The sequence below is a fragment of the Acetobacter nitrogenifigens DSM 23921 = NBRC 105050 genome (assembly GCF_000429165.1).
Taxonomy (GTDB): Bacteria; Pseudomonadota; Alphaproteobacteria; order Acetobacterales; family Acetobacteraceae; genus Acetobacter; species Acetobacter nitrogenifigens.
In genome coordinates this window covers 1-13,201 of sequence record NZ_AUBI01000034.1, presented here as the reverse complement: position 1 = coordinate 13,201, position 13,201 = coordinate 1, and the positions used below count along the sequence as shown (strand labels likewise).

The following is a 13,201-nucleotide window of genomic DNA, read 5'->3' as shown; positions in this document are numbered from 1 at the left end:
ACTTCCCTCGGCCATGGCCCTCCTTGACGCATTGCCGCACGCCCCGCGCTACGTCGTCTGCGATCGGGGCTATGCCTCGAACCAGTTTCGAGAGGCCTTATGGGACAGGGGTTCACGCCCGGTCATCCCGACAAAACGCAACGAACCGCAAGTAGCCTGCCCGAAATGGGCCTATCGGCACCGACATCTGGTGGAAAACCTGTGGGCACGCCTCAAGGAGTGGAGAGCAGTCGCCACGCGGTATGAGAAAACCGCTACGTCCTTCATGGCTGTCATCTGCATCGCTGCAACAGCAGATCATCTCAAGACCTAACAGGCCATAGACGAATCCATATCAAGGTATAAAGATTATACAGGAGATTGTGAGGCAACCAAGTTACGCCTGCTGAAGCAGGCGGAAGAAGCCTTGCAGGATTTAATTATTCAAAGAGAAATGCACAAAATGCATGACGTTGACGCCGTATTCGAGGCTCACTCTGTGCCGGATTCGATAAAAGAAGGTTTGGTTATTAGGTAGACGTGACTATTTAAAGCGTGAATTCGGGTCTTGGCGGCCGTGGCTATGACAGTGGCAAAATCAGGTATTTTCTGGCTGAGAGGAATATCACGGCCTGTATTCCGTCGAAGAAAAACAGAAAATCAAAACTCTTTTATAGCAGGTATTTCTACACAAAACGCCGTCACGTCGAAAACATACTTGCAAAACTCAAGGGCTGGAGACTGCTCGCTATCCGATATAACCGCTGCGCTCACGCCTTCATGTTCGCAATCCATACAGCCGCCTGAATTACTGATGCCGAGCCCCGTTCCATAAGCACGATTGACCCGGCGTCCACGAGAGGCGACGCTGTAACGAACTATATCGACCGGAAACGGAGACTATGATGAACCGCAAGTTATCGGGTTATCTGGCCGGGGGGGCGGTCGTCGCCCTTGCCGTCATCGGATTCGGCGGGTGGTCCGTCATCGCGCGTCCGGAGCAGGCGAGGCTCAGCGTCGCCGCCGGGCAGGGCGCCGATCCAGCATTGCCCGCGCCGAACAAGACGCTGTTCCCCACCATCAATGTGGCGACGCCGATCGGGTGGCATGCGGGGGAAACGCCGACGCCTGCGCCGGGGCTCGCAGTGAAGGCGTTCGCCGCAGGGCTGGAGCACCCGCGCTGGCTCTACGTCCTGCCAAACGGCGACGTGCTGGTGGCCGAAAGCGACTCTCCCGGCACCGACATACAAACGCTGAAAAACCGTATCGCGAGTTTCGTAATGCGCAAGGTCGGTGCGGGCACGAAGAGTCCGAACAAGATCATGATTCTGCAGGACAAGGATGGGGACGGCGTGGCGGAAAGCCGCAGCGTCTTTATCGACAATCTGTATTCGCCGTTCGGCATGGCGTTGATCGGGGATGCGCTGTACGTCGCCAACGCGAACGCGATCCTGCGCTTCCCGTATCACGAGGGCGAGACGCACATCGCAGAATCGGGCGTAAAAGTCGCCGATCTGCCGTCAGGATATAACCATCACTGGACCAAGAACCTGATCGCGAGCCCGGATGGGGCGAGTCTGTTCGTCACCATCGGTTCGAACAGCAACGTCGGCGACAACGGCATGGAGGTCGAGGAAGGACGGGCGCGGATCGATCGCCTCGACCTTGCGACTGGTAAGCTGACGCCCTACGCGACAGGCCTGCGCAACCCGAATGGCATGGCGTGGGAGCCGCAGACCGGCAAACTGTGGGTGACCGTCAACGAACGCGACGAAATCGGCAGCGATCTTGTTCCTGATTACATCACGTCGGTCACGCAGGGCGCTTTCTACGGCTGGCCCTACAGCTATTACGGGAAACACGTCGACACCCGGATACAGCCGCAACGTCCGGATCTGGTCGCCACAGCCATCGCGCCGGATTACGCGGTCGGGCCGCATACGGCGTCTTTGGGGCTTACCTTCTCCTTTGACGCCGCCCTCCTGCCTCCCGCGTGGCGTAGCGGCGCGATTGTGGGGCAGCACGGGTCATGGAACCGCAGACCCAAGAGCGGCTATCGCGTGATTTATGTGCCGTTCACCGATGGCAAACCTTCCGGCCCGCCGCGTGACGTGCTGACCGGGTTCCTGAGCAACGATCAGAGCGAAACGCGTGGGCGCCCGGTCGGGGTGACGCTGAGTCATGACGGAGCATTGCTGGTGGCTGATGACGTCGGCGGTATGGTCTGGCGTGTGACAGGGAAGTAGATCGGAGAGGATGGCGCACGAGGACGTCTGGGGTCATACTCGGTTAATCTGAGCAGGCGGTCGCTATCACAAGTTTCGATATTTGAGAAATGTTTCATTTGTAAACAAAAATCTATGGATTTTTTCTTGTGATCCTCGCATCGTGGCGATGATTCTTTTAATGGTAGTTTCATCATGCCGCTTCCAAAATATATAGAAGATATAGTCGACAGATTGGGATCTCTCGATGGCGATAGCGCCCACCCATTCCACTGGCTGGCCGAAGATATAAACACGTTTTACAAAGAGGGGCTTCGGGCAGGTAAGTGGACGTCGGGAGAGAAGCACGCTTGGAATCGTATCATTTACGAAAGAATAAGATATAATTTTGAAAAATTGACTGATTCAGATGAAAACAAGGAAGCATCAAGAAGGATTCGTGACGCCGCACGTAATTTCCCGGGCGCTACAGTCTCTATTCGACTGTTCGTCGGACAGATTCGTGTCGGACACAGCTTCCAGTCGGCCAGCATAGAGCAAACTCGTTTAGTTGGCGCGCCAGAAGATATCGCAAACCGCCCTATGTCGGAGGAGCTTAGAGGTGACAATGTCTTACCCGGACCTCTTCCTGTTGAAAGATTGCGAAGCGGCGATATCAGCGCAGACCAATGGTTGATAAGAATTTTCCACTATTCAAGGAAAAACGCTTGGGTTGTCGCAAACAATCGAGGATTTACCGCGCATTGTTTAGCCGATCTTCGGCCCTTGCGCCTCATTCCAACGAGGTACGCTGAAAATTCCCATGAATGGCAACGGCTCAATGAAGTTGATGGGGATAGAACATTACCGTCAACCGAATCCGTGATAACGTCTGGCCGTGCGAACAACAGAATTCTTGCAACCGCGCGGGTTCCGGTTCAGTGGTCGTATTTTTAACTTGGTCCTTCTTTCATATAAAGATTTAAAAGCTTCTTCTTTTCCTTATTACCCCAGCCGCCGCCGCAAATCCTCCGCAACACGCACTGCGCCGACCGAAATCCCGTTCCAGTTCCGCAATTCCTGCTCCGTCCATCCAGCAAGCACCGGGCTGTCCGAAACCCCCTCTCCGCCGAAGCGCGCCAGCACCGCAGCCATTGCGGCTTCAGCGCCGCGCAATCCGCCGTCGCGACATTTGATCGCGACGCCAAGGCCGGTCTGCGGCAGGCTCGCCACCAGCACGCCTTCTGCGCCGATCTTGGTGAACGCGCGTTCGCCCAGCGCTTCCATGACCACGGTGTCGAAGCCGCCTGTTCCGCTGACCATGAACGGGGCGCTCGCTACAGCGCGGCGCAGCCGTTCGGCGGCACGGGCGCGGTCGGGGCTGAAGCCCTGTCCCGTCGCGAAACGGGCATAGGCAAGCGCAAGGGCGCGCATCGGGATCGCGTAAGTCGGAATGGAGCAACCGTCGACGCCGCGATTGGAGGCGTCGTGCGCGGCGCCGGTCACTTCGGTCATGGTCTGGGCTACACGCTGCATGACCGGGTGATCCGGGCGGATGTAGCCCTCGACGTCGATACCCTCGGCACAGGCGACGCAGATGAAACCGGAATGCTTGCCGGAGCAGTTGTTATGCAGAGCGCAGGGCTCTTCTCCCGCCGCCGCCAGACCGCGTGCAGCCGCCGCGTTGGTCGGCCAGTGCGCGCCGCATTCGAGAGAGGTCTGGTCCCGTCCCAGTCGCCCGAGGATGCGTGCGGCGGCGGCGGCGTGGGCGGGTTCGCCCGCGTGTGAAGCGCAGGCGAGGGCCAGGTCTTCCGGGATCAGGCCGAAGCGGTCCGCCGCACCGCTTTCGATCAGCGGCAACGCCTGCAACGCCTTGACCGTGGACCGAGGAAACACCGGCGCGTCGATATCGCCTTGTGAGAACACGATGGCCCCCGTTGCGTCGGAGACGACGATGACCCCGAGATGAAGGGATTCGACGCGCCCGCCGCGCAGTACTTCGGCCAGAGGCGCGTCGGTCCGGTGTGAGGCGTGTTCAGTCGTCATCCCTGTCTCCTGTCAGCAACCAGATGCGCAGGCCTTCGGTCTGCGGTCCGTCCGGGTCGATCTCGATGGCGCGCTCCATCACCGCGCGCCGCAGACGCAACAGCGCAGGCGCGTCCACAGCGCCTGTTTCCGCGTTCTCCTGCCGCTCCGCAAGCCATGCCAAAGCGGCGCCCGCCTCCCGCAGCGCGGGCGGTGCGTCGCGGTCGGGGGACAGTCCGTCTTCGACAATAGCGCGCGCCTCGGCTTCATCCTCGCAGCAGACGTATAGCCAGACGTCGGCGGCGTCGGGTCGGGTGGAGGCGGCGAACTGTTTCAAAGGGACAGGTGCGGGAAGGAAGCGGACCGGCTCGCGGTTTCGGGATTTTGGGAGTGAGGAAGGCAGCGGCGTTGGGGCGCTCACCTGAGCTGTAGGGGGCGCTTCTGCCGTTGTATTTTGGGCGTCCGCCGTGCTTTTGGCCTCTGCGGCTACGCCAACCGAGACGTCAGACGCCGCCACTGCGGGGAAGAGATCGAACTGGGCGTCGTGCGCTCTGTGGCGCGCGCGACCCCTTCCGGTGGTTCCGCGTGGTTTGGCGGGCGCAGCGACCGTGTCTTCGGAGATCGTTCCCTCGAGCGTAGGTTGTTGCGTTTTCCGTGCTGACGATCGCGTCATCGCGTCGCCACCGTTAAGGAACCGCCGCAGCGACGGGTTCGTCCCGCGCCGCGTCATTGCGGCGGAAGGGAAGCCGATTCATTCGTCCCCGAGGCCAAGCACTCGGCACATAACCCTTCGATCTCGATCGTCGAGTGCTGCACATGAAACCCCGAGCCGCGCGACGCGAGCGCAATCGCGCGCACGATCCCGCCGTCCTCCAGCTCCGTGACGCGCGCGCAGGTGCGGCAGATCAGAAACTGGGTGGCGTGGGCGCAATCGCCGTCATGGTCGTGGGAATGATCGAGCACATGCACGCACGGCACGAAGGAGGACAGGCGTTCGATCTTGTGCGCGAGCCCATGCTCCAGAAGAAAGTCGAGCGCGCGATAGACCGTGGGCGGCGCGGCTCCGGCGTGCCGGGCCTGCAACTGCTCCAGCAGATCATAGGCCCGGAGCGGATGGGACGATTCCAGCATCAGCCCCATCACTTGCCGCCGGAGCGCGGTCATCCGCACGCCGCGCTTTACGCACAGCGAGTCCGCGCGGTCCAGCAGGGCCTCGGTGCGGGCGGAGAGCCGATCTCCTTCGGGAACGAAGGCTTCGGGCGTAGGGCGGGTGGCGGTCGGCATTGCATGTATATCGTAGGCCATGTCGCGGGCGCTGCCCATACCCGGCCAAGGTCGACGCAATTTCATATTGATATATTATAACATCACGCTTAAACCCGCCCGACTATGCGCGTTTCTCCTCCCTCCGATCAGCGCGAGTTATCTGCGCCCGGCACCATGCGGCCGTTGACCCGGCGCAGCGTCTTCGCCTTGTGCGCGGGAGCTGGCGTCGCTGTGCATATCGGATGCGCCGCGAAAGCGTCCGCGGCGACGCTGGTGCGTGTGCTGGCGGCGGAAGCTGTCTGGCGGGATATAGCATTGCAGATCGGCGGCGACGCGGTTGCGGTCGATTGCGTCATGACTTCCGCCGATCTTGACCCGCATCTGTTCGAACCGACGCCCGCGACGGCGCGAGCCGTCTCGTCTGCGGCAGTGCTGATCGCCAATGGCGGCGGATATGACGCCTGGATGGATCGCCTCGTCGATGCGGGGAAGAACTCAGGCGCGCGCTATATTCGTATCTCCGACGTCGTGGGCTGGCGCGAGCCGGGCAATACGCATTTCTGGTACGATCCCGCCATTGTGCGGCAGGCGGTGGGCGCGATCGCCTCGGCCTTCTCGGTGCGAGCGGGGGATGCGGCGCCCGCCATCGCTGCGCGAACGGAAACGTTGCTGCGCGATATTGACGCTATCGCCGCGCGTATCCGAGTAATGCGTACAAGGTTTTCCGGCGCGCGTGTCGCCGCCACGGAACCTTTTCTCGACCAGCTGCTCAACGCGCTGGGGCTGGATGAAGCGCACGCTGCGTTTCAGCGTTCGGTCATGAACGACGTCGAGCCTGGCCCGGCCGACGTGGCTGCGTTCGAGAGCGATTTGCGGGGCGGTAGGCTGCGTATGTTGGTCTACAACGCCCAGACCGTGACGCCTGCCACCACGCGCTTGCTGTCTTTGGCTGGCGCAGCGCGGATTCCGACGATATCGGTGTCGGAAACGCTGCCGTCGAAGCTGCGCTGGCAGGACTGGATGGGCGGCATCCTCGATCAGATCGAGCATGCTCTGAGCGTCGACGCCAATCGGAGGCCTGCATGAGCATGAACGCCGATGGGGCGGCCGAGACGCTGACGATGGCGCGGCCTGTCGTGGCGGATGACGCCTCGTCGGAGGGCGTCCGTGAGCCCGTTTCCGCCGTTTCCTGCCGTGCGCTCTCCATCGGTCATGGAGAACGCGTCGTGTTGCAATCGGCCAGTTTTGCCATCCCTGCGGGCAGCTTTGTCGGTCTTCTCGGTCCGAACGGAGCGGGGAAGACGACCTTTTTGCGCGCGTTGCTTGGGCTGACGCCGGTGCGTGGCGGAGAATTGCGTATTTTCGGGGCTCGACCGGTTTGTGGCGACCGTAGCGTCGGCTACATGCCCCAAAGCCGCACGCCGATCCGGGTGCGTCTGACCGGGCGGGACATGTTGGCGTCTTCCCTGCATGGCGAGCGATGGGGACCGCCGCGGTTGAATGCCGAAGATGCTCGCCGGATCGACGAGGCGCTCCATGCGGCGGACGCGCAGGAACTGGCCGCACGCCGGATCGATGCTCTTTCAGGCGGGGAGTTGCAGAGGCTGCGTCTCGCACAGGCGTTACTGGGCGCGCCGCGATTGCTGCTGCTCGACGAGCCGCTGGCGAGTTTCGATCCCGTGCGTATGCGAGAGGCCGCGTTGCAGATTCGAGATGTCGCGCGCCGCGCGGGAGCCACGGTGATCTGTTCCGCGCATGATATCGATCCGCTGCTCGGCGTCATGGATTCGGTGCTTTATATTGCGCGGGGCCGGGCCAGATTGGGTTCGGTGGACGAGGTGATCACCAGCTCCGCGCTGTCTGACCTGTATGGCGCTCCCGTTGAAGTGTATCGGTCTCCTCGAGGGAGAGTTTTCGTCAGCGCCGACGCCGCATGAGAGAAGCTTGCGCCGAACGCCTGCGCGCGTAGTCTCCGCGCCGCCTGTCCATATCCCTGTCGCTGCTGGTTCTGTCGATGCTCGAATATGATTTCATGCGCATGGCCTTCGCCGCGTCCGGGTGTGTGGCCGTACTGGCGGGGCCTGTGGGCTGGTTCCTTGCGCTGCGCGGGCAGAGTTTTGCGGGGCACGCGTTGTCGCATATCGGCTTCGCGGGCGCAGTTGGCGCGGCGTTGCTTGGTTGGCCGCCGCTCGTAGGGTTGCTGGCGGTGGCGGTCGTGTCCGGCGCGGGCATGGGCGCGCTGGGGGGCCGCGCCACAGGGCGGGACGTTGCGATCGGCATGATCCTCTCGCTCGCCATGGGGTGTGGCGCGCTGTTCCTGCATCTGCTCACCCACTCCGCCATGACGGCGACAGCCCTGCTGTTCGGGAACGTGCTGGGCGTCACGCGCGGAACGCTCGCCTCGCTGGCGGTGATCACGGCGTTTTCGCTGGCGATGCTGGCTTTTCTCTCGCGTCCTTTGCTGTTCGCAAGCCTTCAGCCTGAGCTGGCGGAGGCGCGGGGCGTCAGGATGGCCCTTCTTTCAGTTCTGTTCCTGATGCTGGTCGGCGCCGCGACGGCCGGCTGCGCGCAGGTGACGGGAGTGTTGCTGGTCTTCACGCTTATGGTCGGCCCGGGGGCGACGATCCTGCGGGTCGGGCTGTCGCCTGCGCTCGCGCTGCCAGCCACAGCGGCTCTGGCGCTGGCGGAGGCGTGGGGCGGTCTGGCGTTATCATGGTGGAGCAACGCTCCGGCGTCGTTCTGGATAGCGGTTTTGAGCGTCGTCTGTTTTCTGGTCTCAGGTATTCCAGCGCGGTCTTTACGGTTCAGGCGTGAGGGGGGCGTGGGTTTGCACTGATCGCGGGATTGCTGGGAGTGTCGGCCAGTCAGGTGGGATAGCGCAGGTGTCGGGGCGCTGTCCCGTTAACGAAAAGCGCCTGAATTTACGAAGTTTTCTGCTTTTTTGCAGAAAAAGAAAACGCGGGCGGCCCCGGGCGGCTTCGAAAATAATGAGCGCGCCCCTGTGATATGTCGCTCTGACTGTAGGCTTTACCGTCCGATCAGATTGGACCAGGGATGGCTGGCGGTTCGCGTCATGACGATATGAGCCCTGCACGTCGGCGTCCCGAATACGCCAGCGATAGTGTTGCCGTCCGGGTGACCTTCGAACACCATGGGCAACGGGCGACGACTGGCGTCGGTGAGTTTTAGCTGCGCGTGGAAGCGCTTGTGGTCCGCGTCTGGACGGCCGCGCAGGGTCAGGGCCCCGGTGCCGGGGGAGAAGACCAGACGGTCTGACTGGATCTGCAGGACGGAGTCCGTCTGATCGGGGCAGGAGCCGCGATCCGTAACCAGACGGCCGGTCCAGTTTCCGTAGGGGTCGTCCTGGGCTGACTGCGCCGCGAGAGCTGGCGTCGCGAGAAGCGGGAGCAGGGCGACAAGAGCGCCAGCGCCGCCGAGCCTGCTGGCTCCGATTGCGCGAGGTCTCCGAAAAATGCGCCGTAACATGATCTCGGCCTCCGGTTCGTTGGCGGCGGCGGAGCCTTCTGCTGGGCGTCCGCTTCGCCCGGCGCACCTCCCATGCGGTGAAAGAGGTGCGAAAAGGATGGAAACTGGTGACGCTGGGCCGCCATCGTCCTATACCGCGCCGATAACCCGCCGCAACACCTCCGCCGCCATGCCATCGTATCACCACGACGGAGGCGGCGACAGCAAGGACCCGCCGATGACCGGACCCGCTCAGGACACGCCACTGCCGCTCGACGCCTCGCTGCATTCGGACCGGATACTGATTCTGGATTTCGGGTCGCAGGTGACGCAGTTGATCGCCCGTCGTGTGCGTGAGAGCGGCGTTTATTGCGAGATTTGGCCGTTCACGGCGGACGCCGAGCGCATCCGCTCTTTCGCGCCGCGCGGCGTCATCCTGTCCGGCGGTCCCGCCAGCGTTCATGACGCGGGAGCTCCCGTCGTTCCGGACGTCGTCTTCACTCTCAACGTCCCGGTTCTGGGCATCTGCTACGGTCAGCAGGCGATGTGCAACCAGCTTGGCGGCAAGGTGGAGGGATCGGACCACCGGGAGTTCGGTCGGGCGTTCGTAGACATCACCGAGGATTGCGCGCTGTTCCGTGGCGTGTGGGCGCGCGGCGGGCGTGAACAGGTGTGGATGAGCCATGGTGACCGTGTGACGCAGATCCCTCCGGGGTTCCGCGCCGTCGCGACGTCCGAAGGCGCGCCGTTCGCGGTGATCGCCGACGAGGGGCGCAGGCTTTATGGCGTGCAGTTCCACCCGGAGGTGGTGCACACTCCGCATGGCGCCGCGCTGCTGCGCAACTTCACGCACCATGTCGCCGGCTGTACCGGGTCGTGGACGATGGCGGGTTTCCGTAACGTCGAGATCGAGAAGATCCGCAAGCAGGTTGGCGACAAACGAGTGATTTGCGGCCTTTCGGGCGGCGTCGACTCATCTGTCGCAGCAGTGCTGATTCACGAGGCTATCGGCGACCAGCTGACCTGCATCTTCGTCGATCACGGGATGCTGCGTCTGGGTGAGGCGGAGGAGGTGGTCAACACGTTCCGCGGCCGCTTCAACATTAAGCTGGTGCATCGCGACGCGTCCGAGCTGTTCCTGTCTGAGCTTGAAGGCGTGACCGACCCGGAGATCAAGCGCAAGACGATTGGCCGCCTGTTCGTCGAGGTGTTCGAGGAAGAGGCCGCGAAGATTGGCGGCGCCGATTTCCTTGCGCAGGGCACGCTATACCCGGATGTGATCGAGAGCGTCAGCTTCACCGGCGGCCCTTCGGTCACAATCAAGTCTCATCATAACGTCGGCGGCTTGCCGGAGCGGATGAACATGGGGCTGGTGGAGCCCCTGCGTGAGTTGTTCAAGGACGAGGTCCGCGCCCTCGGGCGCGAACTGGGCATTCCGGAGGTCATCGTGGGCCGCCATCCGTTCCCCGGGCCGGGGCTTGCGATCCGCATCCCGACGGACGCCATCACGCGTGAGAAGCTCGATCTCCTGCGTCGTGTCGACGCGATCTATCTGGAAGAAATCCGGAACGCGGGCCTTTATGACGCGATCTGGCAGGCGTTCGCAGTTCTGCTGCCAGTGAAGACGGTCGGCGTGATGGGAGACGGCCGCACATATGATCAGGCCTGCGCGTTGCGCGCCGTGACCAGCACGGACGGCATGACGGCGGAAGTTTATCCGTTCGACATGGGGTTCCTGAATCGTGTGGCGAGCCGCATCGTCAATGAGGTGCGTGGGGTCAATCGGGTGACCTATGACATTACGTCCAAGCCGCCCGGCACGATCGAGTGGGAATGATCCCACGTCTGGCGCTGAGGTGATATGAATTTGTGAATACCGCATAGTTCCGGGGTTTTCGGAATGGTTCTCCGCCGCTCGATATTTTCGGGCGGCGTTTTTGTATGCGCTATGAAACAGGTTTATTGGCGACGGTTCTTCTTCATGTCGGCTTTCGCTATTGACGTTGCGGAATCTTCGCCCGCCGTACCGCGAAAGCGCTGCGCGAGCCATGCGGTTACTTCACGATCAAGGACCGGACAGTCCTGCACGGGGTCTTCCCGGGGGCAGGTCATCCTGTGTTCCACATAGCGCTTTGCGGCGCGCGCTGCGGCGATCGTCTGTTCCAGCGCCGCCATCTGATTATTCAGGATCGTGCGTCCCTTGTCGTTCGGCCCGGTGGCGAGGACGTCGGTAATTTCCCCAAGGCTGAGATGGCAGGCATCCTGCAATAGCTGGATCAGCGCCAGACGCTTCAGTGCCGGTATATCGTAGAAACGCCGACCGCCCTGGCGCCACGCGGGTTTCAACAGCGCAATCTCTTCGTAGTAGCGCAGCGCTGATGCGCGAATTCCGAAAAGCCGGGCTACGTCATTGATCGGTAATGGCGTCTTGAACATGTTTTTGGTCGGCGACTGTAGCCGCCCCCTCTTGTGACATTGCCAGACTCAGCGACCCCATAAAGGGCCTTGAACTCAAGTTCACTTGAACTTGTATCGTCACGGCCAGTGAGGGAGCAAGGAGAACATGACAATGCAAACCATGGTGAATGGAACGGTTGAAGTCGGATTCGAGCGGGTGCGGGACGCGCTGAATACGATCGCGATGGCGGAGGGCGGACTTGAGGCGCAGCTTGCGATCTATCATCGTGGCGAGCGTGTCGTCGATTTGTGGACGGGGACGTCGATAGGCGCCGACACACTGCTCGGCGTCTATTCTGTGAGCAAGGGCGCCGCTCATCTGGTCGTCGCGTTGCTGGTTCAGGATGGGATACTCGACCTTGACGAACGGGTAAGTCATTACTGGCCAGAGTTCGCCTCCGAAGGAAAGGCGGAGCTCACGTTGAGAGAGTTGCTGGCGCATCGTTCCGGTCTGGTGGGTTCTTATCGAGGGTTCACCATTCAGGAACTTTCTGACGAACGGCATGTGGCGGCGCAACTCGCAGCGCAACGTCCGTTCTGGCGACCCGGCGCGGCGTTTGGCTATCATGCGCTGCTGATCGCCGCGCTGTCCGGCGAAGTGGTGTGGCGGGTAACTGGTCGCAGTATTCAGCAGATATTCGCGGAGCGGATCGCAGGGCCATGCGACATCGACTTTCATCTTGGTCTGCCTGAGGCGCTGGACAGTCGCTTTCGCCCCTCTGAAGCCCCGAGGTCTACGCCCGAGCAACGTCTCCAGCTTGCCGCCGCCGCGACCGACCCGAACAGCATCCCGGGCATCGCGTTTAACCGCCACGCTCCGGGTAATCCCGAGGTATGGGAACTGCCGAACATCGAAGCTGTCCGGCGCATCGGTCCTGCGTCTTTCGGCGGCGTCGCCACAGCCCGTGCGATGGCGAAGATGTATGCAGCGGCAATCGGCAGGGTTGACGGCCGCGATCCATTACTTGCGCCAGAAACTGCGCGGGATTTCGCTCAGGTGCAGTCAATCGGGTACGACATGGTGACCAGAGGCCATCTGGCGTTCGCGGTCGGATTTCATTCGACTTCGGAATATTATCCGGTGCTTGGGGCTGGCGCGTTTGGGCATAGTGGCGCTGGCGGCCAGCAGGCATTCGCCGATCCTCGGCACGAGCTCGCGTTTGGTTACGTTCGTCGCCGACTGGCGTTACAAAGTGTCGGGAGCGAGGATATCAGGCGGCTTGTCACTGCTGTGATCGACAGCGTGCAGTGTCGCTAATCATCTCCAGCTGACATCGCCTGGTGGTGGAGGGCCCGATCGTAGCGTCAGGCGGTTACGGCCGTCTGCGGGAAAGAGGGCTCTCACGACTGTTTTCAAGAGGCGATGCTTGGCGAGATCTGAGGTTGTGCATGAGAGTTAGGAAAGCAGGCCAGATTTTTGATAACTTTTTATAATTTCGTCAAAAACGGAGATATCAGATCGACTCCGCGCAAGCAGCTGCGCGCCGGAAACGGAGGAAAATACCGCCTGTGCGCGTATTGTGCGCTCTTGCGGTGAGAGGTTTGCGGATGCCTGTACAATTTCACTGAGCCATGCGACGTTCACATCGGCGAAAGTCTGGACCTCGTGCTTCACCGCGTCTGGCAGGTCGTCGTATTCCGCGCTCATAAAGCTGCACAGACAGAGCCTGTTTCCGTTTTGAAGTGAGCGCCTGAATATCTCCGGGTAGCGAAGCAGGCATTGTTCCGGCGCCGGGTTCGCCTCCCGCAGGCTTGTGAGATCTGCGAGGGTGTCTTCCCAGTAACGGCGGGCCACGGCTGCGCCC

At 61.8% G+C, this 13,201-nt stretch carries 14 protein-coding genes; 8 read left to right on the top strand and 6 right to left on the bottom strand.

From position 1 onward, the window contains the following. The 3 genes from G442_RS0118360 to G442_RS25405 form a co-directional block, all read left to right on the top strand. Window positions 1–313: IS5/IS1182 family transposase (locus G442_RS0118360; RefSeq protein ID WP_026399107.1), on the top strand; the 313-nt coding region annotated here is incomplete at its 5' end. 571 nt (window positions 314–884) lie between these two features. After that, entirely contained in the window at window positions 885–2,225 is a 1,341-nt protein-coding gene (locus G442_RS0118355) for a PQQ-dependent sugar dehydrogenase (RefSeq protein ID WP_035376920.1), read from the top strand. A gap of 174 nt (window positions 2,226–2,399) precedes the next feature. Beyond that, window positions 2,400–3,140 carry a hypothetical protein gene (locus G442_RS25405; RefSeq protein ID WP_146882650.1) on the top strand — a complete coding sequence of 247 codons (741 nt, stop codon included), beginning with the start codon at window positions 2,400–2,402 and terminating at the stop codon, window positions 3,138–3,140. A gap of 48 nt (window positions 3,141–3,188) precedes the next feature. Here the strand turns inward: G442_RS25405 and G442_RS0118350 are convergent, their stop codons facing one another. The 3 genes from G442_RS0118350 to G442_RS23370 are packed head-to-tail and all read right to left on the bottom strand — an operon-like array spanning window position 3,189 to window position 5,492. Continuing rightward, window positions 3,189–4,229, bottom strand: a complete 1,041-nt coding sequence (locus G442_RS0118350; protein WP_026399135.1) for an asparaginase — start codon at window positions 4,227–4,229, stop codon at window positions 3,189–3,191. Next, on the bottom strand, window positions 4,219–4,881 hold the full coding sequence (locus G442_RS0118345) for a hypothetical protein (protein ID WP_146882648.1): 663 nt from the start codon (window positions 4,879–4,881) through the stop codon (window positions 4,219–4,221). The genes G442_RS0118350 and G442_RS0118345 overlap by 11 nt, the downstream gene beginning before the upstream one ends. Window positions 4,882–4,934: 53 nt before the next feature. Further along, on the bottom strand, window positions 4,935–5,492 hold the full coding sequence (locus G442_RS23370; RefSeq protein WP_051292536.1) for a transcriptional repressor: 558 nt from the start codon (window positions 5,490–5,492) through the stop codon (window positions 4,935–4,937). 105 nt (window positions 5,493–5,597) lie between these two features. On the opposite strand from G442_RS23370, the gene G442_RS0118335 reads away from it, so the two are divergent. The 3 genes from G442_RS0118335 to G442_RS0118325 all read left to right on the top strand — a co-directional run bounded on the left by G442_RS0118335 (window position 5,598) and on the right by G442_RS0118325 (window position 8,310). Further along, window positions 5,598–6,560 carry a metal ABC transporter solute-binding protein, Zn/Mn family gene (locus G442_RS0118335; RefSeq protein WP_051292533.1) on the top strand — a complete coding sequence of 321 codons (963 nt, stop codon included), beginning with the start codon at window positions 5,598–5,600 and terminating at the stop codon, window positions 6,558–6,560. Further along, entirely contained in the window at window positions 6,557–7,411 is an 855-nt protein-coding gene (locus G442_RS23365) for a metal ABC transporter ATP-binding protein (RefSeq protein ID WP_246789539.1), read from the top strand. The genes G442_RS0118335 and G442_RS23365 overlap by 4 nt, the downstream gene beginning before the upstream one ends. A 77-nt stretch (window positions 7,412–7,488) precedes the next feature. Further along, window positions 7,489–8,310, top strand: coding sequence for a metal ABC transporter permease (locus G442_RS0118325; protein WP_026399132.1), 822 nt, complete (start codon window positions 7,489–7,491; stop codon window positions 8,308–8,310). Between the two features lie 191 nt (window positions 8,311–8,501). On the opposite strand, the gene G442_RS0118320 is transcribed toward G442_RS0118325, so the two are convergent. Then, a complete protein-coding gene (locus tag G442_RS0118320; protein ID WP_146882645.1) occupies window positions 8,502–8,960 on the bottom strand; it encodes a hypothetical protein in 459 nt (152 codons plus the stop codon). Window positions 8,961–9,177: 217 nt separating this feature from the next. Between G442_RS0118320 and guaA the strand changes: the two genes are divergently transcribed. Continuing rightward, entirely contained in the window at window positions 9,178–10,776 is a 1,599-nt protein-coding gene (gene guaA, locus G442_RS0118315) for a glutamine-hydrolyzing GMP synthase (protein ID WP_026399130.1), read from the top strand. Window positions 10,777–10,898: 122 nt separating this feature from the next. On the opposite strand, the gene G442_RS23360 is transcribed toward guaA, so the two are convergent. Next, window positions 10,899–11,375 (bottom strand): MerR family transcriptional regulator, encoded by a 477-nt coding sequence (locus tag G442_RS23360; protein WP_035376917.1) that lies wholly within the window; start codon window positions 11,373–11,375, stop codon window positions 10,899–10,901. A 127-nt stretch (window positions 11,376–11,502) separates the two neighbouring features. On the opposite strand from G442_RS23360, the gene G442_RS0118305 reads away from it, so the two are divergent. Next, window positions 11,503–12,654: a serine hydrolase domain-containing protein gene (locus tag G442_RS0118305; protein ID WP_084440715.1), complete on the top strand. Its 1,152-nt coding sequence runs from the start codon at window positions 11,503–11,505 to the stop codon at window positions 12,652–12,654. Window positions 12,655–12,792: 138 nt separating this feature from the next. On the opposite strand, the gene G442_RS25645 is transcribed toward G442_RS0118305, so the two are convergent. Beyond that, a partial coding sequence (locus G442_RS25645) for a hypothetical protein (RefSeq protein ID WP_026399128.1) occupies window positions 12,793–13,201 on the bottom strand: 409 nt, incomplete at its 5' end.